This is a genomic window from Priestia sp. J2 (genome assembly GCF_020790095.1).
Classification (GTDB): domain Bacteria; phylum Bacillota; class Bacilli; order Bacillales; family Bacillaceae_H; genus Priestia; species Priestia zanthoxyli.
In genome coordinates this window covers 3,747,296-3,772,448 of the sequence record NZ_CP086208.1, presented here as the reverse complement: position 1 = coordinate 3,772,448, position 25,153 = coordinate 3,747,296, and the positions used below count along the sequence as shown (strand labels likewise).

The following is a 25,153-nucleotide window of genomic DNA, read 5'->3' as shown; positions in this document are numbered from 1 at the left end:
AATCCTCTTCTTAGGAAGAAACATTTCGTATAGAAAAGGTGATGACATTGAAAAATACACAACAGGCGCTAAGCGTTGATGATTATTTAGATCTATACTTGTTAGCAAAAGAACTAAAAGACGAAACGTGGCAGCAGGAAATTTTAGCCGCGCTAAAAACGAAGCAAAATCGTTCATTTGAAGACAAACAATCCGCACTCGTTCAAGAAATATGGGAAGATTTTAAACAGTTAAATGAAGATATTTCTTTTACGTATCGCTTAATTCAAGAAGAGCCAACTAATGAACAGTTTCAAGTTAAATTAAGGAACTTGAGAGAACGGCGGATCACGCTGAGTCGTGAATTATATTTAGCTAAAAAACAGTATGTTGAACACACGCAGTAAAAGGATCCGCTTGATAAACAAGCGGTTTTTTTGCATGTAAATGTTAGAAGCGTTCTATTTCGGGTAGTAAATAGATAAGACAAAAAAAGGAGGGATAACAGTGGCCCAAGGTGTATTATGTGAAGTGAATGAGTGCATGTATTGGAAATCGGGAAATAAATGCAGTGCAGAGTCCATTTACGTTGTGAGTCCTGAAAGTAGTCACCATGTTTCTGAAACGGAAGAACCTGGCTGTAAAACTTTTGAACCCGCGAGATAAATGCTAGTTTTATAAAAAAGCATAAAATGAACGATGCGCTGACGGAGTTGAGTCGGCGTTTTTCTATTTTTTGAAAAATACTATTACTTAGGTGCGATAATAAATACATAGTAAAAAAGCAGTGTCTACGTCTAATTGTGCGTTTAAACAAAATGATACGATAATTTTTTTGTTTTTCGACAAAAGAAAAGCGAGAGAAAGGTGATAGAATACAAATATACAGCCTAGCTGACTTTTAGCATAAATTTATATGAAAGCGCTAACAAAAAGCTGTATTCATCTCGTTTTGACAGATTGGAAAAAGGGGAGACGTTTATGCAGGGGAAAACTCAGGGGAAAGAATTGAAACGCGGGTTAGAAGAAAGACATGTGACGCTGATGTCCTTAGGAGCAGCCATAGGGGTAGGGCTGTTTCTTGGATCTGCATCTGCTATTAAATTAGCAGGGCCGGGAATATTATTGGCGTACGGATTTAGCGGAATGATTATGTTTTTTATTATGAGAGCACTTGGAGAAATGGCGATTCAAAAACCTGTTGCAGGTTCATTCAGCAAGTACGCGCGTGACTATTTAGGGCCCCTTGCTGGTTATCTAACAGGTTGGAACTACTGGTTTTTATGGGTTGTAACATGTATGGCTGAAATTACAGCCGTTGGTATTTATATGGGATATTGGTATCCGGATGTACCAAACTGGATTTGGGCGTTATCGGCGCTTGTCATCATGACAACAGTTAACTTCTTAGCTGTTAAGGCATATGGTGAACTGGAATTTTGGTTTGCACTTATTAAAATTTTAGCGATTGTGTTAATGATTGCCGTTGGATTATTAATGATTGTGTTTGGAATCGGGAACGGCGGCGTTGCGACGGGTATTAAAAACTTATGGGACAACGGCGGGCTGTTCCCGAACGGATTCAAAGGTATTTTACTGTCGCTGCAAATGGTTATGTTTGCATATTTAGGAATTGAAATGATCGGCGTTACCGCGGGAGAAGTGAAAAATCCAGAAAAATCTCTAGCAAGAGCGATTGATTCGGTCTTTTGGCGTATTCTTATTTTCTACGTTGGTGCATTATTTGTCATTATGTCGATTTATCCTTGGCAAGAAATTGGTTCACAGGGAAGCCCGTTTGTATTAACATTTGAAAAAATCGGGATTCCAGCAGCGGCAGGCATTATTAACTTTGTGGTGCTAACAGCAGCTCTTTCTTCTTGTAACAGCGGTATTTTTAGTACAGGCCGTATGCTGTTTAACTTAGCAGAGCACGGAGAAGCTCCAAAAGGATACGGTCAGCTGACAAAAGGCGGCGTACCTGGAAAAGCTGTTTTAGCATCAGCGGGTGCGTTATTAGTCGGAGTAGCGTTAAACTACATTGTGCCTGCCAAAGTATTTACGTGGGTAACAAGCATTGCAACATTCGGTGCGATTTGGACATGGGGAATTATTTTGCTTTCTCAAATTAAGTATCGCAAAACGCTAAAAAAAGGTGAAGAGGCAAAGTTAAAATACAAAATGCCTTTATTTCCGTTAACGTCTTATGTGTCACTTGCGTTCCTAGCGCTGGTGGTTGTTCTTATGGCGTACAATCCAGATACAAGAATTGCAGTTGTTATCTGACCACTATGGTTTATCGGTCTTATTATCGCGTACTACGCAAAAGGATTTCATAAACGAAGTCAAGGTTCAGCTGGGACTGAGCAAAAGCTAGTGAAATAAACGAAAAGACCTCTTTCTTGGAAAGAGGTCTTTTTTCATTAGTTTATGTGCGAATGATTAGTTTTTTTGAAGGGATTATTGATACGTATGAATAATGTAGAAAATATTCTATTTATTCTGTACTATTTAGTTAGAGAATTCATTAATGATTAAATGGTAATTGGAAGTGGATAAGTATGGTAGTTTTACGTTTTTTAACGCCACACAGTGCATCGAAAAGTTGGGAGGAAATAGGCAGAAATGATAGAAAGATTTAGTGAAAAAGACATAAAGGGTTTGCTAGTGCTATCTAAGTTGGAAAAATGGGATTATAGCGAAGCGGATTTACATACGATTTTTTCAACTGGAGACGTATTTGGACATAGAAATGAGAAAGGTGACATTGTATCAAGCGTAGCAGTAGTTTTATATGAAAATCAGTCAGCTTTTATAGGAATGGTAATTGTGAGAAAAGATTATCGAAAACAAGGGTTAGCCGGGCAGCTCATGAAGCACTGTTTGCAAATTCTTTCTCCTGAGGTGAATGCCTACTTAATTGCGACAAAAGAAGGTGAGCACTTATATAAAAAAGCAGGGTTCAAAACCGTGGACTATGTAAGTAAATATATAAGCAGTGAATACATACCAAGAGCATTTAAAGCTTCAGGGTTTTATACACGATTCTTAACGAGAAGGGACTTCAAAGGGGTTTTAAAGCTTGATGAAGCAGCATTTGGAGATAATAGAAAGCTATTTTTAAAAAGTAGAATTCAGCAAGCTGAAAAAGCAGTTGTCTTACAAAACAAACAAAATAAAATGATGGGTTATGGTTTAGCGGTTCGTACCCCGAGCAATATCGTGATTGGTCCCGTAGTTGCTCCACACGCTGAAGCAGCAATGCTAGTCATTGATGAATTAGCGAAGAGTTACAAAGAAAAGCTGAGAATTGACCTGTCTTCTCATGAGGAAACGTTAAAGAAACTTGTGAAAAATCACGGATTTCAGCTTCAAAATGAGCCTCCTGTTATGGCGTATGGCGTCAAGCCCCTATCTGCTAGACAGGGCAATCTTTTTGCTATAGCAGCTCAGGCGTTTGGATAAAAAGAAAGGAGAAGCTCCTTTCTTCGCGTCTATCGAATTCTCCCAATTTTAAACCCATTATCAATCTGATGAAAGCCGACTTTTGGATAGTAGTTCATAGCAGAAGGAGCGGAAAGTAAAATGAGCGCGGCTTCTTCACCGATTTCTGATTGAACGTGCTTGATGAGCTGTGTGCCGATTCCTTGATTTTGATAGTCTTTTACGACAGCTAAATCCGATAAATAGCAGCAGTAGCTAAAATCTGTTAACGCTCTGGCTATGCCAATGAGTTCGCTGTCTTTCCAAGCGGTAACAGTAAGGGAAGCATGATCAAGCATTCTTTGAATCCGATCAAGATCTTGTGCCGGACGTTTAATACCTGAATGTACAAACACTTCAGCAGCTTGTTCGGCACGGATTGAGACGTTGGTTTTGTAAGTAATGGTCATTGTGTCATCTCCTTGATTTATAAGATATAGTCCAGTATATGAAGAATCTGAACTGAGAATAAGTGTCAGAAACAGTAAATTTAATAGGGTCAGTTAGAAAGGAAAGAACATCATGTTAGAGTTAATGCCTTTGCTCGATAAAAGAAAAGCAGATCCCTTATACATGCAGCTTTATACTTACATAAAAAAACAAATTCAAAAAGGCACCATTCCGCCTCATGAAAAACTGCCTTCTAAACGAAAGTTAGCTCTTCATTTAAGCATTAGCCAAAATACGGTTGAAGCGGCTTATGTACAGTTAGAAGCTGAAGGCTATATCGAGATACTAGCCAGGAAAGGAGCATTTGTAAAAGAGATAAAAAATGAAGTCGTGCTTCAAAAACAGCCTCCCGCCTATGTCTCTTTACCGGAAGAAGAAGGGAAATCAACTGTCATTGACTTTAGCCATGGAAAGGTAGACGTAGAAAAATTTCCGTATAACACGTGGAAAAAGCTAACGGTTCAAACTATTTATCATGATGAAAGCCAGCTTTTTTATAGCGGACATCCACAGGGCGAACTGCTTCTTCGTCAAGAAATTGCAGCGTATCTTTATCATTCAAGAGGAGTGCGCTGCACAGCGGAGCAAATTGTGATAGGTGCAGGTACACAGTACCTCATGTGGCTGCTTTCTGTCATTCTAGGAAAAGAAAAGATAATTGGGTTCGAAAACCCAGGCTTTCACCGAACGAGGCACGTTTTTCAAGAACAAGGCATGTCGGTCGTCCCTATTTCTCTTGATAGTTCTGGCTTGAAAGTGAAGGAACTGAAAGAAGGCGGAGCGGATGCGGTGTACATTACGCCGTCTCATCAATTTCCTGTTGGGATGGTCATGCCGATAGCAAGAAGACTTGAACTATTAGAGTGGGCGGCAGAAACGAATGGCTATATCATAGAGGATGACTATGACGGAGAATTTCGCTATAAAGGAAAACCGATTCCGGCCCTTCAAGGATTAGATCAAGACGATCGCGTTATTTATACGGGTACGTTTTCAAAATCGTTGATGCCTTCTCTTCGAATAAGTTATGCCGTGCTGCCACACCGGCTTCTTACAAGTTATATGAAACACTGTGGACTTTTTAAACAGCCTGTTTCAAGGCTTCATCAGCATACGCTTTTTCTGTTTATGAAAGAAGGGCACTGGGAACGTCACTTGAATAAAATGAGAACAGCATACCGTAAAAAACAAGCGCTGCTGCTAGATTGTTTGACTACTATTATGGGAGAACGTGTAGATGTTATTGGAGAACATTCTGGCTTGCATATTCTTCTTAAGGTAAAAAACGGAATGAGTGAACAGAAACTAATTGAAGCAGCTGCCAAACAAGGGGTAACGATTTATCCAACATCTATTTATTATCATAGTGCGGGTGAAAACAACACGCCCTATGTATTGCTTGGATTTGCAGGACTGTCTGATGGAGAAATAAAAACAGGTGTAAACCTGCTGTTTAAAGCTTGGTTTGAACAGAAGGATTGAGAGGTATGCTGGGGGGATTTCTATGAAAGTAAAGCGGAAATTGTTTGGTTTATGGACAGGAGAGCTTACGGCAGCTTTACTGTTTGCTGCGCTGTGGATAGGGTACTTAAATGAGTTTTCTCATCTGGCTTTTTATTTAACAACGTTTTCAAGTGTGTATGCTTTTATTATACTTGAGTTTATCCTGTTTCAAGGAAGCTTGTACTGGTTTATGAAATGGAGGCGAGTGAGCCGAAAAGAAGATTCTCATTTGCCCTCCAGCTACATTCAGTTGTTTCTGCTTTTTAAAAAAATGAATAAAATTCTTCTTACGTTAGGTTTAGGTGTACTCATTTACCACTATATGCAGTTAGGGGTTAAGGGACTTGCTTTTTTTCTAGGCCTTTACGCGTTTGCTTGGATTGAATATATTAACTACTATGTGATTAGACTTTCTTATCAAAGTCCAAGTGAAATCAAAGAATTTTTTGGGCAAAAAGGCTTTAAACGATCTATTTTAGCGAGAGAAATAGATAAAAACCAGCGCGTTTGATTACACAGACTGCGCTGGTTTTTTTGTCTGGAAATCGAGAATTTTTGAAAATTAGTGGATCTGTAGGTAAAGGAAAGTTTGATAGGAAGAGGATGCTTCTTGTAAGGAAGATACGAATGTATAAAAAAGAGGTGTTACATTCATGCGGTTGTTTCTTGACCAGTCATGGTTTGCGAAAAATGATTTTCTTAGTTCGGCTGTGAGTTCAAGCTGCACGCCGGCTTTTAACAGGTTATCGTTCACAATATTTTGTTCGCTTGTTCCCGCTATGTTAGAAGGAGCGTCACGGACGGTAAAGCCGTTTTTGCGCAGTGATTGCTTCATCAGCTCTTTATAAAGCTGATTTTTTCCACCTATATACATGATAGGCTGACTGCCGCTGTAGCCGTGAATCGTCAAAACGGACATGCTTTGCTGAGCCATTCCTCTAGCAATCGGTTCGTCAAAGTTTTCTGAGGTTATGTGCAGAACTCCATTGTTAGTGGACTTGATGCCTTCGAATAAATAATAAGAAGCAGAAAAGCGATCAGCGAGTTCTTTGGCAACTTCTGATGTACCTGGTTCAATTCCGCCGCCGTGAATGGCCATAATGGATAAATAGCTAAAGCGCTGCTCGTAGCGAATGTCGTAGTCTTGGTGAAGAATTTCGTGCTGCTGCAGTTCTGCATAAGAGGAGTAATAGTCACCGCTTGCATAAGAGGGAGGGAAAATCAAAAAGCAGTACATCAGAGACAACAAAATGCTTGTACTCCATTTGAATACACGGTTCATTAATAATCACCTCTATTTATTCTATGACAAATAGAGGTGATTATTAATTTTTTCGCTTTTTGATAAAATGCCAGTTTACTTGAAACTCAATAGGCTCGCGTTCTAATCTCCCCCACTCACCAAATCTGCTGTAATAATCGATAACTTTATCCACTTTGATTAGCCTCCACTTTAAAAATTAGTTATAGTAAATTATAACAAAAATAGAAATAGTTAATAGGTACATTTGTGAAAAAGTGAAGAGAAAGGAGGAGAAAGAATGACCGCAGCTTTTATTAGTCGTCTAGCCCTATCAGGTTTGTTAGGAGCTTTGGTTGGTTTAGAAAGAGAGTTTAGAGCTAAAGAAGCAGGGTTTCGCACTCATTTTTTAGTTGCTGTCGGTAGCACGCTGATTATGCTAATTTCGAAATATGGCTTTTCAGATGTGCTTCATCAAGATCATACGGCTCTTGATCCGAGCCGGGTGGCCGCACAAGTAGTAAGCGGTATTGGTTTTTTAGGAGCAGGTATGATTATTATTCAAAAGCAGCATATTAGAGGGCTCACAACAGCCGCAGGCGTATGGGCAACGTCGGGAATTGGTTTAACCATTGGGGCGGGTATGTATACAGTCGGCATTAGCGCAACTATATTAGTGCTGATTGGCTTAGAAATATTGAACGTAATGTTTACATCTCTTTCTACTCATTCCCTTTTAATTAAGTTTGGTGCAGCAAATCAAGAGAATATTTATGAGCTGCTTGACAAGATTGAAAAAGAAAATATTATGATTTCATCCTATGAAATTCACCAAGATCATCATCAAGGAGAACTGCTTTATTTCGTTGAAATAAAAGGAAAGGCAAAAAAGAAACGAAATAAAATAGAATTGATTAAATCGATTCACTCTATGGCTCACGTGTTATTTATTGAAATTGAATAAGCACTTATTTATTTTTTCAAAAGAAACTGGAAGAAACGTATTTTAGTTGAAGGAAGAGCAGGGCCGAACGATGAATGGAGGACGTAGATTTCGTGTATGTAGGTGCTTCTAGCGGTTGATTGGAGGGTAAGGCGAAGACTCCTGCGGGAAAAGCGGAACAGGTGAGACCCCACAGGAGCATAAGCGACGAGGAGGCTCAGCAGCCGCCTGCGGAAAGCGAAGCCTTGCACGGAAATCAACCGCGGTGTTAAAAGTAATCCATACTAACTCATTTATCCAATTTGTTCTCTCTATCTTGCTTAAACCGTTTTGCTGTGTTTTATCATAGCAAAAAAAGGCTATTACCTAAATATAGAGAATTTTACTGGAGGTTATAAAATGAAAATTGGAGTTGTAGGTGCTACAGGAAAAGCAGGAAGTTTTATCGTGAAAGAAGCCTTAAATCGCGGGCATGACGTGACGGCAATTGTACGTGATGCGGGCAAAGTAGAAGAAAAGGATGTTCGTACACTGGAAAAGGACATCTTCGATATTACGGCAAACGATATTGAAGGTTTCGATGCGGTAGTGAATGCGTTTGGAGCTCCTGAAGGAAAGGAACATCTGCATGTAGAAGCGGGGCAATCGTTAATTCATGTATTTAAACAAGCTCCGGACGTTCGTCTTCTTGTTGTAGGAGGAGCAGGAAGTTTGTTTGTAGATGAAGAGAAAACGACGCGTCTAGCAGATACGCCTGATTTTCCAAAAGAGTACAAAGCGACAGCTGACAACCAAGCCCAAAATTTAAAAGACTTAGAAAGTACAAGCGATATTAATTGGACGTTCATTAGCCCAGCAGCATTTTTTAATCCTTCAGGAAAACGAACGGATGCTTATAAAACAGGGAAAGATCATGTTATTTTAAACTCAGAAGGAAACAGCCATGTCAGCTATGCGGATTACGCCATTGCAGTTATTGATGAAATTGAGCGAGGAGAGCATGTAAACGAACGCTTTACCGTTGTATCCGACGCTAGATAAAGGAAAAGCCGCTTTATGCGGCTTTTTTTGTGCATGTTATACTATGGAAAAAGAAAAGGAGTCCAGCAGAAAATGGAGAATAAAGAAAACGTAGCCTTAACGTTTTATAGTGAAGCCTACGAGTCATCTATACATAGCTATACGCTGCCTGAAGAGCAGCTCATTTACACGGCACTTCCCGCTGAAGCTATAGCTAAGTGTAAGCAGGAAAGAGATAGAACGCCCGTTTTGATTTTGGCAGAAAACAAACTAGCCGGCTTTTTCGTGCTCGACGCAGGGGAAGCCGTTAAAGAATATACCGAGGGATCCGGCGCGCTTTTAATACGGTCTTATTCCATTCATCCTGATTATCAAGGAAAGGGAGTTGGCAAAAAGTCATTGAAACTTCTTCCTTCTTTTATCAACCATCACTTTCGCACTAAAAATAAAGTGGTGCTAGGCGTGAACCATAAAAACACGGCGGCGCAGCACCTATACAAACGATGCGGCTTTGTCGATACAGACCGGCATGTTTTTGGAAGCCAAGGAAAGCAGTTTGTTTATCAGATGAACATAAAAAAAGCTTGAACAAGAGTTCAAGCTTTTTTCTTATATAACAAGGAGAAAGCTAGAGCAAATAGGCAGCGCTACAAGGGACGTTTTTAATACGGGAGCAGGTACACGATTTGTAAATTTTGCTCCAATATATGAACCGACCATTGTGCCGACAACTACTTGAATCAACAGCGGGATATCTAAAAAGCCCTGCTGATAATAGCCCATTCCTCCGCCAATTGCAATCGGAATAATAACGAGCATCGTCGTTCCGGCGGACTGGCGAATAGACAAGCCTAACACCATCATAAGGCCAAGCTGGATAAATGGAGTTGAGCCAATTCCAAACATTCCGGACAGAGCGCCCGTAATTAAGCCGATTAGTAAAGAGTAGACGACAAATTTAGCTCCTGTTGGAACAGTACGTTCTTTTTGCTGACGGGAAAATAAAAACATTCGCAGCCAAAGTAAAACACCAGATAATAAAAGCATGCCGGCTGTGAGCCATTTTAGCTCACCTTCTGGGATAAAGGATGAAAGGTTAGACCCAATCCAAGCGCCTAATGCACCGAGGATACCAACAGAGATACCAGATTTTAAAGATACGTTACCTTCGCGGTAATGACTGACGGCACCAGATAAAGAAGAGAAAATCATTGCGGTAAGAGCCGTTGCGAGTGCAACGTGTACAGATACGCCGTACAGCAGCGTTAAAATTGAAATAATAAAACCTGATCCGCCTGCTCCGACAAATCCTAAGATCAGTCCGACGGCTAACATTGTTAAAATAATTGAAACATCCATAAACGAATTCCTTCTTTCAACACTTATTCTATGCAGACACATAACATTTTCGGCAAGTGCTACGTTCTTCATTTAAACATGAATTTTTTATGACGTCCAATGTATAATTTATATGAAATCGATAGTATTATGTAATAAGTAAAGGATGTGAAAAAAATGGAATGGCAGCAGCTCGAATATTTTAATGTTGTAGCTCAAACGGAACATTTCACAAAGGCAGCGGAACAATTATCAATTGCGCAGCCTACGCTCAGCCGCTCAATTTCTAAATTAGAATCAGAGCTTGGCGTACCGCTATTTGAACGAAAAGGAAGGCAAGTTATTTTAAATCGATACGGAAGGCTTTTTTATGAACGAACGGCTAAAGTATTAAACGAAATGGAAGAAGCGAAACGTGAGCTTTCAGATTTGATTCATCCTCATCGCGGCAGCATTTCGTTTGCTTTTTTAAAATCATTAGGCGCTTCGTCCGTCCCGAAACTAGTTCATGCTTTTTTACAAGAGTATCCGAACGTTCAATTTCAAATTTTTGAGAACGCGACGAACATCATGCTCGATCAGCTTCAAACGGGAGAAATTGATTTTTGTATGTCTTCCGTAACGGAATCTAGGGCAGGAATTCAGTGGGAATATTTATGGAAAGACGAGCTGTACGCGTATGTCCCTGATACGCATTCTTTTACCTCAAGACAAGTGCTTTCGATTTCAGAGTTGGCTCATGAATCGTTTATCGCGTTAAAAAAAGGATACGGAAGCCGAACAATTTTTGATCAGCTGTTCGAAGAAGCTGAAATTGTCCCAAATATTACGTTTGAAGGAGAAGAATTTTTGACGGTGATTGGTTTTGTAGCGGCTCATTTAGGGGTTGCCTTGCTTCCTGAAATAAAGGGAGTGGACTTGCGAGGCATTAAAAAAATAAAGCTCAAAGAAGACACAGCTTCAAGGGTAATTGGGATTGCGTGGAACAAGGATAAATACTTAACTCCTGTTGCGAAAAAGTTCCAGGAATTTTTAATTCAGTATTTCAAAGACCATCATACAGGAGGAAAACGATGAAGAAAATTGCTTGCCTGCACGCTCATCATTCGAACATCTCTTATATAGAAAAAGCGCTGCCGTTTGCGAGCTGTATGCATTTCGTAGACCCTGGACTTGTACATCGGGTAAAAACCGATCCTAAATTTGCAGCGGAGTCAGCAGGTGCAAAAGTAGAGAAGCAGTTAAAGTGGATGGAAGAATGTTCAGCGGATGCCATTTTACTTACGTGTACGAATTACATTGCTCTTTTACCAGAAGCATTTACAAGTGATGTTCCAATTATTAAAATCGATGAGCCTTATTTTCGCCGAATATGTGAAATAGAAGAACCGCAGCTTATCGTGTTTACAAATCCGGAGACCGTAGAAGGAACGATGAAGCGTCTAGACGAATTTGCATTTTATCAAAATGTAAAGATAAAAGTTCACCCTGTTGTGATAGAAGGTGCTTTTGAACTAGTAATGACTGGAAACCTAGAGAAGTATAAACAGAAGGTGAAACATGTCTTAGATGAGCTAATAAAAGAGCATAACACTGTTGTTTCAGTGGCGCAGCTCTCGATGGTAGAAGCGGCGGAGGAGGTAAGCGACCGTATTATTACGCCTCTTCAACCGTTAGCGGAAGAAGTAAGAAAAACAATTATTAGGTCATAAGAAATGAAAATAAGGAAAAATAAATGGTAAAATATTCACTTTATTTTGACAAAAATTTCATTTACTTATATGATAAGTAGTGTTATAGAAACCACTTATTATATAGGGGAGGCATCGTTTTGTGAAGAAAGCAAATGCACGCGATAAGATTTTAGAAACAGCATCGCGGCTTTTTCAGCTGCAAGGCTATCATGCAACGGGATTAAATCAAATTATTAAAGAGAGCGGGTCGCCAAAAGGGTCTCTTTATTATTATTTTCCAAAAGGGAAAGAAGAACTGGCGATTCACGCTGTTCAATATACGAATAAATACGTCCAAGTTCAAATTAAAGAAAGTTTAAATAAATCTTCTGACGCGGCACAGGCTATTCAGTATTTTATTGAAGAATTGTCCAAGCAGTTTGAACACGAAGAAAGTATTGCTGGTATGCCTGTTGGACTGATGGCTGGAGAAACGGCGCTTATTAATGAACCGCTGCGCGAAGTCTGCTATGTGGCTTTTCAAGATTGGGAAAAACTTTTTAGAGAAAAAATGATAGAGAGCGGATTTCAAGAGAAGCAAGCAGGAGAGCTTGCAGTTGTAATCAACTGTCTGATAGAAGGCGGTATTTTGCGTTCGTTAACAGAAAAAACGAGCGCTCCTTTGCAGCAGATTCAGCAGCAGATTCCGGTTCTGATTCGCAAATAAAAAAAAGCTTTCCACTTTTAGAGTGGAAAGCTTTTTTTTATGGATTGACGGAATTTGGCATATATTGATAAAATTTAAAGGTATATTTTCTGAAAATTATATTTCTTTAAAAAGAAAGAAAGGAGTAGCTCATGATTTTTACTATTATTCAAGCTGATGATACGTGGGCACTATGGGGAATTCTAGCGATTTGGGCTTCTGTTAGTATTTTTCTCGAACAAAAGTATAAGTGGGCTTCTTTTCTGTCAGGAGCTATTATTGCGCTAGCAGGAGCGCTTATCCTATCAAATTTAAAAATTATTCCAACAGAGTCTCCAGTCTATGATGCGGTTTGGGCGTATCTAGTACCGCTTGCCATTCCATTATTGTTATTTCAAGTCAATATGAAAGAATTATTTCAAGAAAGCCGGAAACTGCTTTTTATTTTCTTAATCTGTGCAGTAGGAACGGTCATAGGGAGCACAGCAGGCTTCTTGTTGTTAAAAGATTATATTCCTGAACTAGCAAAAATTGCAGCTGCTATTGGCGCTTCTTATGTAGGTGGAGGGGTTAACTTTGCTACCGTTACGGCCAAATTTGAACCATCAAGTCAAATGGTTTCCGCGACGGTGGTTGCTGATAATATGGTCATGGCTTTACTGTTTGCCGTGTATATGTTTGTTCCTTCTATGAAGTTTTTTAGGAAACATTTTAAGACACCTCATATTCAAGAAGTAGAGGCCAGGCAATATGGAGAAAATGATCGTCATACGCTTGCAGAAAAATATTGGGCAAAAAAAGAAATTTCGTTAAAAGACGTGGCGGCTTCCATTGGTACATCATTTTTTCTAGTGGTTGTATCTTTTAAATTAGCCGAATGGTTTGGAACAATCATTCCAGCCGGTCCAAATGCTTCCGTAGTTCAAACGTTATTACATACTATTTTGAGCGAAAAATACTTATTGCTTTCCACACTTACGTTTCTTGTCATTTATCTGTTTCCTTCTTATTTTAAAAACATTAGCGGAAGCCAAGAAATCGGCACATACTTCATTTATATTTTCTTTGTTGTCATTGGAGTGCCGGCGTCCATTCCATTAATTGTTGAAAAAGCACCTCTTTTGATTCTATTTGTGCTCATTGTGGGGATGAGTAATTTAATAGTGGGGCTGCTTTTAGGAAAAGTATTTAAAATTGAGTTAGAACATATTTTACTGGCGAGCAATGCAACGGTAGGGGGACCTACGACAGCAAGCGCGATGGCGATTGCTAAAGGATGGGGAAGTTTGGTTGGTCCTATCTTGGTAGTAGGAACGCTTGGCTATATTATTGGTAACTATATCGGCTTTGCACTTGGCTATTGGTACTTAACATTTTAAATAAAAAAATGCCTCCTCTGATGACTCAAAGGAGGCGTTTTTTTATTTAGCGTGCTTGACTGCTGAAGATTGATAAAAACGACCTTTAAAGATATACGTAGCTGTAATAAATAAATAGATAGCTAATGTAATAGTCGTAATAACAACGGATGTTGTGCAGATAACACCAATTAAAATAGCGCTTAGTGCAATAAGGGCAGCCCACGTTGTATAAGGAAACCATTTAACAGAGTAGCTGCTCGATGCTTCTGGCTGAACTTTGCGGGACTTTAAGTGTGCAATCGCAATAATCAACCAAATAAACAATACCGTATACCCTAAAGATCCCATCAAATAATCAAATGTCTTACTTCCTGCAAATAAGGAAATCAACACGCCCACATAAAGGGATGATGTACACATTAAGATTGCATAGACAGGAACTTTGTTAACAGAAAGTTTCGAAAATATCTTCGGCACTCGACCGTCTACTGCTTGCGTATACAAAATACGTGATGAACCGTAAAGTCCTGAGTTCATAGAAGAAATAACGGCTAACAAGATCACGGCATTCATAATATGATCTGCTCCGGGAATGCCAATCATTTTAAATACCATTACAAAAGGACTTTGAGAAACGCCGTTCACTTCATTCCAAGGAATCAAGCTCACGATGATAAAAAACGGGAACAGATAAAAAGCAATGATACGCGTTAATGTACTGCGCACAGCCTTAGGTACTACTTTTTCAGGGTTTTTTGTTTCAGCTAGCGTTACTCCGATGATTTCAGTTCCACCGTATGAGTAGATGACAACTAACATCGCCGTAATTAGCCCGGTTGGTCCCTTTGGGAAAAAACCGCCGTGATCGCTTAAATTTGAAAAACCCGCTGCGGTATGATGACCGAATGATACAAACAATAATAAAAGTCCAGCGATAATAAAGATCACAATGACCGTGATTTTAATTAAAGCTAACCAGTATTCCGTTTCAGCAAATGCTTTAACTGAAAGCAAGTTAATGGCTGTAACAATAACGGATACGCCTAAAGCAAGCATCCAAATTGGGTAATCAGGAAGCCAGTACTGAATAAAAATAGCGGCTACAACGGCTTCAGCTGCAATGTTTAACACCCACATTTTCCAGTAAATCCAGTCCAAAAAGTAAGCGGGATAGCTTCCTAAAATCGACTGAACTAAATCACGAAACGTTCGTGCTTCACTATTTCGAACCGCCATTTCAGCAAGACCTTGCATGATGAATAGTAAAATAATTCCGCCAATTAAATAGGCAATAATAACTGATGGTCCTGCCATATCAATAGCCGAGCTGCTTCCTTTAAATAAACCAGCGCCAATTGCTCCACCTAGCGCCATCATCATAATGTGACGTGAAGTCATTGTTCGCTGCAAACCTTGGTTGTCCTTCTTCATGACTTTTCCCTCCACTTTTTTATAAAATAAAAAAAGCTTATCGTCTCCTACCTCATTATCAAATGAGAGAAGAGACGATAAGCTTTAGCTAACCGCGGTACCACTCTTGTTGGCTCTTAAAGAACCCTGCTTAAAACCTGATAACGAAGGTTAGACGTTAAAACTTAGAGAACACTTCTGCATTCTTTCTGAATTACCACTCCTGGGCGAGTTCAAAGTATTATTGGACTACGTCACACCAACCCGTAGCTCTCTTGACCGAATAATAAGCTTTTACTACTCCCAATCGCTGTGTTTTTGATTAAAATCTGAAAGTTCTTGATGAATAACCATTACTATACGTGCTTCTTTTTTCTTTGTCAACAGCTATTTTCGAAAAAGTAAAAATGATTCCATTCTACTTTTATAGAACTCAGGACTGGTTATTTTGGTAAAAAAATCAGTCGTTTCACCTAATTTTCACCAACTCTGCTTACATTAAGAAATATAAAAAAGGAGTTGTTTTGACAAATACATAGGTGAGGAGAATGAATAGAGTGAAAAAGATGATGTACGTCCGGTTTGGACTGGATCTTTTAATGGCCGTTACGTTTGTTTTGTTTTTTAACAAGCAAGTATTGGGAGGGTTAACATTTCATGAAATTGCGGGGTTGGCGATTGCCGTCGCCTTTTTTACCCACTTGCTGCTAAACTGGCAGTGGGTAAAGAAAGTTACGGTTAAATTATTTGACCGCAGGCTTCCGCGCAGAACAAAGTTCGGTTACTTTTTAAATATCATGCTGTTGATTACGATGTCATTTATTATGATTAGCGGTATTTTTATTTCAAGAGTAGTATTTCCAAATATTAATGTTGGGAACGAACAGTGGTTTAAGGTTTCGCATATTTCCGTATCATTTTTAGTGTTAATTTTAGTAGCCGCTCACATAGGTCTTCATTGGCAATGGGTTATAAATGTATGTAAAAATATGACGAAATTCAAAAAGTCAAAGAAAAGCTTGAGCATAGCAGCTAAGCTAACAACCGCTGCGCTGTTAGTCATTGGCATATACGAAATAAATGAAACGGGTTTTCTTGGAAAACTTGGAGGAGTAGCGAGAGTACTGAATGTAAGTTCCTCAGATATGCCGCAAAAAGGCGGTGGGAAGCCGAATTTTGATCGCCATTCATTTAGCGAGAACAAATCTTCTGCGACGGCATCTGCTGGTCACGAACGTCCAAACTTTGATCACGATGGCGGAGGTCCGGAAAGAGGAATGAAAGGAAAAGAAAGCGGCTTTGAAAGTCCAAATCCTTTTGTTGTAATCGGTACTTATTTTGCTATTATGTCAGTTTTTATTATTGTTATTTATTATATTGAAAAAATATTAGCAGGTGTGAAGAGACGTAAAAAAATAACGGGTCCTGCTGCGGAAATTTAAAATGAAAAAGCTTTCTATTTCACCGTTTTTTCATCGTATAGAAGTAAAATCATTTATGTAAAAGCGAATGCTTTGCAAAATTAAAATGAGAGAACCTTAGGTGGTGGAAATCGTGAAACAACATACACAGCCTGAAATGGAACATAAGAAAAATTGGTTTATTAATGCGCTATTGAATTTTGGTATTTATAAAAAAGGAAATCGGCATCTATACGAACTGACACTTCAAGAGTTAGAAGCTCAATATGTAAAAGTAAAATCATTTATGTATAATCAGGAACCTCTTTCGCAATGATAAAAAAGCACTCAGTATATGAGTGCTTTTTTGTGTTAGAAAGTCTTATTCTTTGACAGGCAAAACTGTACAGATTAAAATCACAGTATATTTTAAAGTTACAGTTTTAAATGACACATATTATAGGAAAGAAAACAGTCTCTACCTATAATATGCCACTATTTTTGACCGTATCATTTTTGGAGGGAAATAAAATGACAAATAAAAAGTATGAGCCGCTTTTACAGCCATTTACTTTTTCAAATGGCATCAAATTAGATAACCGCGTTATTCTTGCTCCTATGACAAATTTTTCATCAAATGAAGATGGGACAGTATCAAATGCAGAAGTAGACTACTACGTACGACGTTCAAAAGGTGTTAGCATGGTCATTACAGCATGTACATACGGAACGGCGAACGGAAAAGGATTTCACGGAGAGTTTGCTGCAGACAGCGATGAAATGATTCCTAGCCTGCGTCGATTAGCAACAGCCATTAAAGATCAAGGAGCAAAAGCAGTTCTTCAAATTTTTCACGGAGGCCGCATGTGTCCGCCTGAGCTTGTTCCAAATGGAGAGGTTGTTAGCGCAAGTGCTGTTGCTGCAGAACAAGAAGGAGCTCCGGTACCTCGAGAGTTAACAAATGAAGAAATTGAAGGCATTATTCACGATTTTGGTGAAATGACGCGCCGTGCCATTGAAGCAGGATTTGACGGAGTTGAAATTCACGGAGCAAATAACTATTTAATTCAGCAGTTCTTTTCTCCGCATTCTAATCGCCGCGAAGATAAATGGGGCGGCAGCGTAGAAAAACGCTTAACATTCCCGCTTGCAATCGTAGACAAAGTAAAGCAAGCCGTTTCTAAGCATGCAAAAGAATCATTTTTAGTAGGCTATCGCTTCTCGCCAGAAGAGCCTGAAACGCCAGGAATTACAATGGCTGATACGTTGAAGTTAGTCGATGCACTAGCAGAAAAAGACCTTGATTACCTTCACGTATCGCTAATGGAATTCTGGTCAAAACCGCGCCGAGGCGTGGAAGATACTCGTTCACGTATTGAAATTATTCAAGAGCGAGTAGGAAGCCGTGTACCTGTAATGGGCGTAGGTTCTATTCATACAGCAGCCGAAGCAGCAGCCGCTCTTGAAACGGGCATTCCACTGCTTGCGATTGGCCGCGAATTAATTATGGATCCAGACTGGGTTCAAAAAGTAAAAGAAGGCCGTGAAAATGAAATTGTGACAACATTAAGCAAAAAAGATCAGGAAAAGCTTGTGATTCCTGACCCGCTGTGGCAAGCCGTTATTAACACACCAGGCTGGTTCCCGGTTGAAGATTAAAAGAAAGACAGAAAAGCGCAAAGACGATGGGACTGATCCCGTGTCTTTGCGCTTTTTGCTTTTTCATGGAATAGCGCTTTTGAACCATTAATTTACAAATGGGCTTCTTTATGTTTGAATAGTAATAGTTTTCTGAAAGTGAGGTGAGAGAATGAAAGCAGAGCCAATGGTGAAAATGATGATTTCAATGAGTATTTTTGGTTCGATTGGCTTTTTCTCCACACAAACTGGACTGCCTTCTTTTGACTTAGTATTTGTTCGCTGTATTTGTGCAACACTTTTTCTCGGAATGTGCTGGTTCGTAACGGGTGAATATAAAAGGGAAAAATGGAATGCTAAAGAAATAAAGCAGATTTTACTGTGTGGGATATTTCTTGTGTTTAACTGGGTGTTTCTATTTAAAGCATTTGAAATGATGTCCGTTACGGTTGCTATTTCTATTTATCATCTTGCACCCGTTTTAGTATTGCTTCTGGGGAGCTTTATGTTTAAGGAGAAATTAACGGTTCTTGGCGTGATGTCTATCTTCATTTGTTTTGGAGGAACACTTCTAATTATTGGAGTGGAGCAACTTACGATTGACGGCTTCATGTCTTCAGGAATACTCTGGGCGCTTTTAGCCGCTTTGTTTTATGCATGCACGACGCTGCTTGGTAAAGGCATTATTCATACGAGTGCTTATGCTGTTACATTTCTTCAGACTTTTTTAGGAATTTTTCTATTATTGCCGTTTGTTCATTTTACTGATTTTCATTTCCTAACAACGGCCAACTGGACATCTATTTTAGTAACAGGCTTTGTACATACTGGTTTAGTGTATTATTTGTTTTTCGACAGCCTGCGCTATTTAAAAACTCAGGTGATTTCGGTTCTGGTGTTTTTAGATCCAGCCGTTGCCATTTTATTAGATACAGCATTCACGGGATTTCGCCCTACGCTTTTGCAGCTTGCAGGCATTGTTTTGATCTTTTTAGGAATGCTTTTTACTTTGAAGCCAAAACCTTCATCTGAAAAAAATATTTCCAATAGCAGGATAAAAAAGATCACATAGAATTTCTATTTCATCTGCAGGTGTTCATTTATTAGAAAAAGGGGAGCTAGTCATGAAAGTTAGTAAGCAAAACGCAGAACACTACGTGTGGGGAGGAAAATGCGATGGGTGGCACCTAGTGAAAAATAAAGACGTAAGTATTATTCATGAGCGCATGCCCCCTTATACGGAAGAGGTAAGGCATTATCACTTGAAAGCACATCAATTTTTCTTTGTACTAAAAGGAACAGCTGCTCTAGAAATAGACGGAGTTATTTACGATGTAAAAGCACACGAAGGAGTAGAAGTATTTCCTTCGATTCTTCATCAAATGATGAATCGTTCGAGTGAGGAGATTGAGTTTCTTGTGATTTCACAGCCTTTTGCACAAGGAGACCGCATAGCTGTTGATGAAGATAAAGACTAAGCATAGATAAGTCTATTTTTACTAGTCCTAACAGTAAGCGAAGAATACCGTCCAGTACAATAGTACCTTTTCATTCAGCAAGTGAAATATTATGCCTAATAAAATAAAAATACTTTTATTGCAGAGCAGAAATGTGGTAAATTAATATGTATGCAATATAGGGAGAACAAAATTTACAAATTAACAATTGTGTAATATTAACATCACGATAAAAAATAAGAGATTACAAGTTAAAATGTAAATTTTGTAGATGACTAAAAAAAGAGATGAAGATGATATTGTTTGACAAATTGAATCATTTTCAGGTAATCTTTTGCAGGACTTAACCGTTACGATTTAATGTAGGGGACTTTCCTGAGGTTAGCTGAACATGAAATCTCTACTTTTTAGTGAAAGGAATTTGAAAATGAAAAAACTATTTTCAAAGCCGTTGTTTTACTTTTTTATAGCGGTTTTATTCATGTGGATCAAGTCTTACATGTCTTACAAAGTGGAGTTCAACTTAGATATAAGTGACTCAATGCAAAAAACGTTATTGTTTATTAATCCAATTAGTTCAACTTTGATCTTTTTAGGGTTAGCATTGTTTGCAAAAGGAAAAAGAGCCATCGTTTGGACGCTTATCCTTAGTACAATCATGACGGTCATTTTGTACAGCAATATTTTATATTATCGATTCTTCAATGACTTTGTGACATTGCCTACTTTAACGCAAACAAGCAATGTGGGTCATTTAGGAGGCAGTATCGCTGATTTAGTAAAAGCTCACGATATTTTTTACTTTGTAGATATCATTTTACTGATTGCGCTATTGTTTGTTAGAAAAATCGAATGGCCAAAAGCACGTCTTAAATTCCGCTATACGTTCATGGTGTTAGCGGCAGGAGCTGTCGCATTTGCAATTAACTTGCACTATGCTGAAAAAGATCGCCCTGAATTATTAACAAGAACATTTGATCGCAACTACCTAGTGAAATATTTAGGAGCATACAACTACACGGTGTATGATGCAGTTCAAACGTTTCAAAACTCAAAGCAACGAGCATTCGCAAGCAGTGATGACTTAACAACAGTGAAAAACTTCAGTACAAGTCACTATGCAGCTCCGAATATTGAGTATGCGGGTAAAGCAAAAGGAAAAAATATTATTAAAATTCATCTAGAATCATTTCAGTCATTCCTAATTAATTACAAGTTAAATGGACAAGAAGTAACGCCGTTTTTAAATTCATTAGCAAATGGAAATGAATTTATGTATTTTGATAACTTCTTCCATCAAACAGGACAAGGTAAAACAGCTGATGCAGAGCTTATGATGGATACGTCATTATATGGCTTGCCTCAAGGATCAGCATTTAGCTTAAAAGGCCGCAACACGTACCAAGCAGCACCAGCAATCTTAGATCAAGAGGGCGGCTATACAAGTGCTGTGTTACACGGAGATTATAAAACGTTCTGGAACCGTAATGAAATTTACAAACAGTTCGGTGTGGATAAATTCTTTGATGCAAGTTATTACAATATGACTGGTGATAACAAAGTAAACTATGGATTAAAAGATAAGCCATTCTTCAAAGAATCTATGCCAATGCTACAGTCATTGAAGCAGCCGTTCTATGCGCATATGATTACATTAACAAACCATTTCCCATTCGTTCTTGATAAAGGTGATGCTAGCATTGAACCGGCGAACACAGGAGATGGAACGGTAGACCGTTATTTCCAAACGGCTCGTTATTTGGATGAATCACTGCAAGAATTCTTTACAGAGCTAAAAGCTTCAGGTTTATATGACAACTCAGTTATTATGATTTACGGTGACCACTACGGTATTTCTGAAAATCATAACAAAGCAATGGAAAAAGTTCTTGGCGAGAAAATCACGCCATATAAAAACGCTCAGCTTCAACGCGTACCGTTCTTCCTTCACGTACCAGGTGTAAAAGGTGGAGTAAACCATACGTACGGCGGTGAAATTGACGTAGTGCCTACGCTTCTTCACCTAGTGGGAATTGATAGTAAAGAGTATGTTCAATTCGGTACAGATTTATTATCAAAAGACCATGATCAGGTAGTAGCATTTAGAAACGGTGATTATGTTTCTCCGAAATACACGTCAATTGACGGCAAGTATTACGATACAAACACAGGAGAAAGAATCACAGCAACAGACGAAGCGAAAGCTTATAAAAAGAAAGTTGGAAGAGAGCTAGAACTTTCTGATAAAGTGTTATACGGTGATTTATTACGATTTAATAAATTAGATGACTTTAAACCGGTCGATCCATCAAAATACATGTATGGAAAAGACCAAGAAACAGAAAAATAATGTAAGCTTTCACACCATACAATCCAAACAAGCAAGTAGAGGAGCTTTTTAAAAGCTTAGCTACTTGCTTGTTTTATGAGAACTTCATTGAAAAAGAAAGCTGGTGACAGAAACGTGGAGCGAACAAGACGCAAAAGAAGAAGAAGAGTTCGATGGGGCAGAGTGTTCTTTGCTTTGTTGTTCCTTTTTATTATCGTTGGGGGCATATACAGCTATTTCCAATATAAGCAAGGGCTATCGATAGCAAGCGATGGTAAATTTGCGGATGACGGCACGACATTTGAACAGTTTCAAGGCAGTCTCCCGAATAACGGAGAAGTAAATATGCTGCTGTTAGGAAGTGACTCGCGCGGGGAAAAGCATTCTCGTACAGACTCTATTTTAATTGCTCACTACGATTCTAAAAGCAAACACCCGAAAATTGTTTCTCTTATGAGGGATATGTACGTGGATATTCCAGGACACGGCAAGCAAAAGCTGAATGCTGCTTACGCGTTCGGAGGTCCTGAGCTGCTGCGTCAAACGATCAAACAAAATTTTGATATTGATATTAACTATTATGCAGTTGTGGACTTCGAAGGATTTTCAAAAATTGTAGATACGATTGCGCCTGATGGCATTGAAGTAACCGTGCCTCACGATATGTCTTCGGGAATTGGTATGACGCTTCACAAAGGTACCCAAGTTTTACACGGTGAACAGTTGCTTGGCTACGTACGTTTTCGCCATGATAACATGAGTGATTTTGGACGCGTTCAGCGCCAGCAAGAAGTCGTTTTAAAGCTCAAAGATGAAGTAGCAAGCCTAAACAGCGTGTTTAAAATACCGAAGCTTCTCGGCGTAATGGATCCTTACATCGATACAAATTTAGATACAAAAAGCATGATGCTTCTAGCTAAAGATGTGGTAACAGGAAACATGAAAGACGTTCAAAGCCTACGACTGCCTTTAGACGGATCATTTGAAAACAAAACGTATAGCGGCGTTGGTATGGTGCTTGATATTGATTTAGATAAAAATAAAGAAGCGCTGCAAGAATTCTTAAATGACAAATAAAGAAAAGCCTCGAGACGCATGTCTCGAGGCTTTTTCCTTATACATAGACGATGATGCGTTTGAATGACGTAATTAAACTGGTCACTATACCAGAGCATACAACAATGAATAATGAATAAATAGCTGTATCGTTTTGAAGCAGTAAAATACCTGAAATAATAATAGATGCGTCAATCACTAAAATGATGATGCCGGGGTTTAAAGATAACCATTTTGCAAGTATCAGAGAAAATAAGTCGACCCCGCCTTGACTTGCGTGCTGCCGGAGCATGATGCCAGTTCCAATTCCGTTAAAAACGCCTCCAAGGCAAGCGCTTAAGATAATGGGAAGGTGAAAAATTCCGTGAAGCGGAAACAGCAAATCAATCATAACGGCTGAGAGAACCATGCCATAGATAGCATTTAAAAAATAAGAGCGGTTAAAACCTAGAGCGAGAAGGTAAATCGGCAAGTTTAAGCAAAAAATCATCACGCCTACTTTATAGCCAAGTAAATAATTAATGATTAAGCTAATTCCCGTAATGCCTCCTGTTACAAGCTGAAGCGGAAGAATAAAAACGTTAATTCCAATACTAACAAACACACTGCCAATTCCAATTGCAATTAATTTTTTGTACATGCTGTCTCATCCTTGTCTATGAATCTCTTTATATGTATATGAAGACAAGCAGAGTTTCAGCACAAAGACTGCTTTAGAAACCATAATGCACGGATTAAATATATGCAAAGGAAGCTGTTTCGCAATGCAAATGTGTTGCATAAACATTCTTCACCATAGACAATAAGAATTAACGAAGAAGGTAAATGGAGGAGAAAAAATTGATCGTTCGAAAAGCTAGAGAAGAAGAAACATCATCTATTGAAACAGTAACGCTTGCTGCTTATGAGCAATATGCAGCTGTAAAATCGGAAGCACACTGGAAAAGATATCGAAAGGGAATTTTACATACCCTGAGTGAAGAAAAAAAATTTGAATGCATGGTAGCTGAAATCGATGGAGAAATGGCAGGAAGCGTTTTGTTTTATCCGCCGAATACGGATGTATATGGAGGGTTATTAAAACCATTTCCATGGGCTGAAATTCGTCTGCTGGCAGTTGCTCCATCTCATCGCCGAAAAGGAGTCGCCAATGCGCTTCTTGAAGCGTGTGAAAAAAAATCTCGGGAGCTAGGATGTTCTTATTTAGGTTTACATACAGATCATTCAATGGAACATGCCATTAAGCTGTACACTAAAAGAGGTTACGTCCGCTTTCCTGATAACGATTTTTATCCGGTAAAAGATTTGCATGTCATGGCATTTAGAAAATCAGTTTAATAAAAAAGCCTTTGAAATCATTGATTTCAAAGGCTTTTTTGAGATTCTGAATTTAAAATGACAAAAGCGAGAAAAAGAATAGCAGAAGCTAGCCAAATTGCTTTTGTTCCGAGGGTGAAAGTAGAAATAGAGCCTAACAATGCACCACTTAAAAAAGAGAGGATAATGGCCGTAAAACGAAGGCACTGATAAGCAGCATTTTCGTCGCGTTTGAATATAGCATAGTATGCTGCTTGAGAAGCAGTACGAAGGTTTCCAGTTGTCATTGTTGTATTATATGACCATTTTATCAAAGTTCTAAATGAAGAAACTTGAAGAGCAGCAACAAATGAAATTGTTACTGTAACCAACATATTAGGAACACTAGGTGGTAAAAACCCAACAATAATGAGTACGACAATTTCTAAAAGCAATACAATACGAGAAGTATCAGGGAGTACAGATACAAATCGCGGCTGCTTAAATGTTTCGGTTACAGCAACGCCTAGGATAAAGGCTAAAATAGGCGGAATATGAAGAAAAGCTTCTGTCCATTGACCTTGTGCTGCCTTTACACCTAATAAAACGATATTTCCACTTTGTGCATTTGCAAATACTCCGTTTCTGCTTATATACGTATAAGCATCAAGAAAACCTCCCACAATAGCTAACAAAATTCCAAGGATAACTGAATTTGCCGTTGCAGCTTTTTTGAATCGTTTCGTTAATTGTAAAAAGTAAGATGATTTGTTTGTGAGCATGTCTTCCTTTTGCCTCCTGAAAATCTAAGGTGCATTATCTAGTATAAGCAAAAAATCGGCTTTTCTTCAATTGCTGTGACTCCATGTAA

26 protein-coding genes, 2 pseudogenes and 1 other annotated feature are annotated in these 25,153 nt (G+C 38.7%); of the genes and pseudogenes, 22 read left to right on the top strand and 6 right to left on the bottom strand.

Annotated elements, in window-relative coordinates:
• Window positions 1–47: 47 nt before the first annotated feature.
• The 4 genes and pseudogenes from LJY09_RS19570 (at window position 48) to LJY09_RS19555 (ending at window position 3,444) form a co-directional block, all read left to right on the top strand.
• Complete coding sequence (locus tag LJY09_RS19570; RefSeq protein WP_028415069.1) at window positions 48–386, top strand: hypothetical protein; 339 nt, start codon at window positions 48–50, stop codon at window positions 384–386.
• 100 nt (window positions 387–486) lie between these two features.
• Complete coding sequence (locus tag LJY09_RS19565) at window positions 487–645, top strand: DUF1540 domain-containing protein (protein ID WP_016765258.1); 159 nt, start codon at window positions 487–489, stop codon at window positions 643–645.
• Window positions 646–960: 315 nt separating this feature from the next.
• Window positions 961–2,364 (top strand): annotated as a pseudogene (gene alaP, locus LJY09_RS19560) (alanine permease AlaP).
• Between the two features lie 240 nt (window positions 2,365–2,604).
• Window positions 2,605–3,444, top strand: coding sequence for a GNAT family N-acetyltransferase (locus LJY09_RS19555; RefSeq protein ID WP_228307406.1), 840 nt, complete (start codon window positions 2,605–2,607; stop codon window positions 3,442–3,444).
• 29 nt (window positions 3,445–3,473) lie between these two features.
• On the opposite strand, the gene LJY09_RS19550 is transcribed toward LJY09_RS19555, so the two are convergent.
• On the bottom strand, window positions 3,474–3,872 hold the full coding sequence (locus LJY09_RS19550; protein ID WP_028415066.1) for a GNAT family N-acetyltransferase: 399 nt from the start codon (window positions 3,870–3,872) through the stop codon (window positions 3,474–3,476).
• A 112-nt stretch (window positions 3,873–3,984) separates the two neighbouring features.
• Between LJY09_RS19550 and LJY09_RS19545 the strand changes: the two genes are divergently transcribed.
• Both LJY09_RS19545 and LJY09_RS19540 read left to right on the top strand, forming a co-directional pair.
• Window positions 3,985–5,394, top strand: a complete 1,410-nt coding sequence (locus tag LJY09_RS19545; RefSeq protein ID WP_228307405.1) for a MocR-like pyridoxine biosynthesis transcription factor PdxR — start codon at window positions 3,985–3,987, stop codon at window positions 5,392–5,394.
• Window positions 5,395–5,416: 22 nt separating this feature from the next.
• A complete protein-coding gene (locus tag LJY09_RS19540; protein WP_228307404.1) occupies window positions 5,417–5,926 on the top strand; it encodes a hypothetical protein in 510 nt (169 codons plus the stop codon).
• A 51-nt stretch (window positions 5,927–5,977) separates the two neighbouring features.
• Here LJY09_RS19540 and LJY09_RS19535 read toward each other — a convergent pair whose 3' ends face one another.
• The gene (locus tag LJY09_RS19535; protein ID WP_228307403.1) at window positions 5,978–6,697 is read right to left on the bottom strand and encodes a poly-gamma-glutamate hydrolase family protein; all 720 of its coding nucleotides are present in this window, start codon (window positions 6,695–6,697) and stop codon (window positions 5,978–5,980) included.
• Between the two features lie 259 nt (window positions 6,698–6,956).
• On the opposite strand from LJY09_RS19535, the gene LJY09_RS19525 reads away from it, so the two are divergent.
• The 4 genes and pseudogenes from LJY09_RS19525 to LJY09_RS19510 all read left to right on the top strand — a co-directional run bounded on the left by LJY09_RS19525 (window position 6,957) and on the right by LJY09_RS19510 (window position 9,206).
• Window positions 6,957–7,619 (top strand): MgtC/SapB family protein, encoded by a 663-nt coding sequence (locus LJY09_RS19525; RefSeq protein WP_228307402.1) that lies wholly within the window; start codon window positions 6,957–6,959, stop codon window positions 7,617–7,619.
• Window positions 7,620–7,749: 130 nt separating this feature from the next.
• Window positions 7,750–7,947: pseudogene (locus LJY09_RS19520) on the top strand (hypothetical protein); the annotation flags it as partial.
• 50 nt (window positions 7,948–7,997) lie between these two features.
• On the top strand, window positions 7,998–8,639 hold the full coding sequence (locus tag LJY09_RS19515) for an NAD(P)-dependent oxidoreductase (protein ID WP_028415060.1): 642 nt from the start codon (window positions 7,998–8,000) through the stop codon (window positions 8,637–8,639).
• Window positions 8,640–8,711: 72 nt separating this feature from the next.
• Complete coding sequence (locus LJY09_RS19510; RefSeq protein WP_048019991.1) at window positions 8,712–9,206, top strand: GNAT family N-acetyltransferase; 495 nt, start codon at window positions 8,712–8,714, stop codon at window positions 9,204–9,206.
• A 21-nt stretch (window positions 9,207–9,227) separates the two neighbouring features.
• Here the strand turns inward: LJY09_RS19510 and LJY09_RS19505 are convergent, their stop codons facing one another.
• Entirely contained in the window at window positions 9,228–9,977 is a 750-nt protein-coding gene (locus tag LJY09_RS19505) for a sulfite exporter TauE/SafE family protein (protein ID WP_028415058.1), read from the bottom strand.
• 156 nt (window positions 9,978–10,133) lie between these two features.
• On the opposite strand from LJY09_RS19505, the gene LJY09_RS19500 reads away from it, so the two are divergent.
• The 4 genes from LJY09_RS19500 (at window position 10,134) to LJY09_RS19485 (ending at window position 13,714) form a co-directional block, all read left to right on the top strand.
• Window positions 10,134–11,033 (top strand): LysR family transcriptional regulator, encoded by a 900-nt coding sequence (locus LJY09_RS19500; protein ID WP_228307401.1) that lies wholly within the window; start codon window positions 10,134–10,136, stop codon window positions 11,031–11,033.
• On the top strand, window positions 11,030–11,668 hold the full coding sequence (locus tag LJY09_RS19495) for a hypothetical protein (protein WP_028415056.1): 639 nt from the start codon (window positions 11,030–11,032) through the stop codon (window positions 11,666–11,668). The genes LJY09_RS19500 and LJY09_RS19495 overlap by 4 nt, the downstream gene beginning before the upstream one ends.
• Before the next feature lie 121 nt (window positions 11,669–11,789).
• Window positions 11,790–12,356, top strand: a complete 567-nt coding sequence (locus LJY09_RS19490; protein ID WP_028415055.1) for a TetR/AcrR family transcriptional regulator — start codon at window positions 11,790–11,792, stop codon at window positions 12,354–12,356.
• A gap of 131 nt (window positions 12,357–12,487) precedes the next feature.
• Window positions 12,488–13,714: a DUF819 family protein gene (locus LJY09_RS19485; RefSeq protein ID WP_028415054.1), complete on the top strand. Its 1,227-nt coding sequence runs from the start codon at window positions 12,488–12,490 to the stop codon at window positions 13,712–13,714.
• Window positions 13,715–13,756: 42 nt separating this feature from the next.
• On the opposite strand, the gene LJY09_RS19480 is transcribed toward LJY09_RS19485, so the two are convergent.
• Window positions 13,757–15,127, bottom strand: a complete 1,371-nt coding sequence (locus LJY09_RS19480; protein ID WP_028415053.1) for an amino acid permease — start codon at window positions 15,125–15,127, stop codon at window positions 13,757–13,759.
• A 67-nt stretch (window positions 15,128–15,194) separates the two neighbouring features.
• Window positions 15,195–15,426 (bottom strand) — a binding site (T-box leader).
• 228 nt (window positions 15,427–15,654) lie between these two features.
• Here LJY09_RS19480 and LJY09_RS19475 point away from each other — a divergent pair.
• The 7 genes from LJY09_RS19475 to LJY09_RS19445 all read left to right on the top strand — a co-directional run bounded on the left by LJY09_RS19475 (window position 15,655) and on the right by LJY09_RS19445 (window position 23,007).
• Window positions 15,655–16,548 (top strand): DUF4405 domain-containing protein, encoded by an 894-nt coding sequence (locus LJY09_RS19475; protein WP_228307400.1) that lies wholly within the window; start codon window positions 15,655–15,657, stop codon window positions 16,546–16,548.
• A 136-nt stretch (window positions 16,549–16,684) separates the two neighbouring features.
• Window positions 16,685–16,843: a Fur-regulated basic protein FbpA gene (locus LJY09_RS19470; RefSeq protein WP_228307793.1), complete on the top strand. Its 159-nt coding sequence runs from the start codon at window positions 16,685–16,687 to the stop codon at window positions 16,841–16,843.
• Window positions 16,844–17,037: 194 nt separating this feature from the next.
• A complete protein-coding gene (locus tag LJY09_RS19465; protein ID WP_028415051.1) occupies window positions 17,038–18,165 on the top strand; it encodes an NADH-dependent flavin oxidoreductase in 1,128 nt (375 codons plus the stop codon).
• A 151-nt stretch (window positions 18,166–18,316) separates the two neighbouring features.
• Entirely contained in the window at window positions 18,317–19,216 is a 900-nt protein-coding gene (locus LJY09_RS19460; protein ID WP_028415050.1) for a DMT family transporter, read from the top strand.
• 52 nt (window positions 19,217–19,268) lie between these two features.
• Window positions 19,269–19,622 (top strand): cupin domain-containing protein, encoded by a 354-nt coding sequence (locus LJY09_RS19455; protein WP_028415049.1) that lies wholly within the window; start codon window positions 19,269–19,271, stop codon window positions 19,620–19,622.
• A gap of 406 nt (window positions 19,623–20,028) precedes the next feature.
• On the top strand, window positions 20,029–21,951 hold the full coding sequence (locus LJY09_RS19450) for a lipoteichoic acid synthase (protein ID WP_028415048.1): 1,923 nt from the start codon (window positions 20,029–20,031) through the stop codon (window positions 21,949–21,951).
• Window positions 21,952–22,038: 87 nt separating this feature from the next.
• The gene (locus LJY09_RS19445) at window positions 22,039–23,007 is read left to right on the top strand and encodes an LCP family protein (RefSeq protein ID WP_028415047.1); all 969 of its coding nucleotides are present in this window, start codon (window positions 22,039–22,041) and stop codon (window positions 23,005–23,007) included.
• A gap of 37 nt (window positions 23,008–23,044) precedes the next feature.
• On the opposite strand, the gene LJY09_RS19440 is transcribed toward LJY09_RS19445, so the two are convergent.
• A complete protein-coding gene (locus LJY09_RS19440; protein ID WP_013058630.1) occupies window positions 23,045–23,626 on the bottom strand; it encodes a YitT family protein in 582 nt (193 codons plus the stop codon).
• 200 nt (window positions 23,627–23,826) lie between these two features.
• Here LJY09_RS19440 and LJY09_RS19435 point away from each other — a divergent pair, with 200 nt between their 5' ends.
• Window positions 23,827–24,324 carry a GNAT family N-acetyltransferase gene (locus LJY09_RS19435; protein WP_028415046.1) on the top strand — a complete coding sequence of 166 codons (498 nt, stop codon included), beginning with the start codon at window positions 23,827–23,829 and terminating at the stop codon, window positions 24,322–24,324.
• 26 nt (window positions 24,325–24,350) lie between these two features.
• On the opposite strand, the gene LJY09_RS19430 is transcribed toward LJY09_RS19435, so the two are convergent.
• A complete protein-coding gene (locus LJY09_RS19430; protein WP_063248327.1) occupies window positions 24,351–25,064 on the bottom strand; it encodes a YoaK family protein in 714 nt (237 codons plus the stop codon).
• Window positions 25,065–25,153 lie beyond the last annotated feature (89 nt).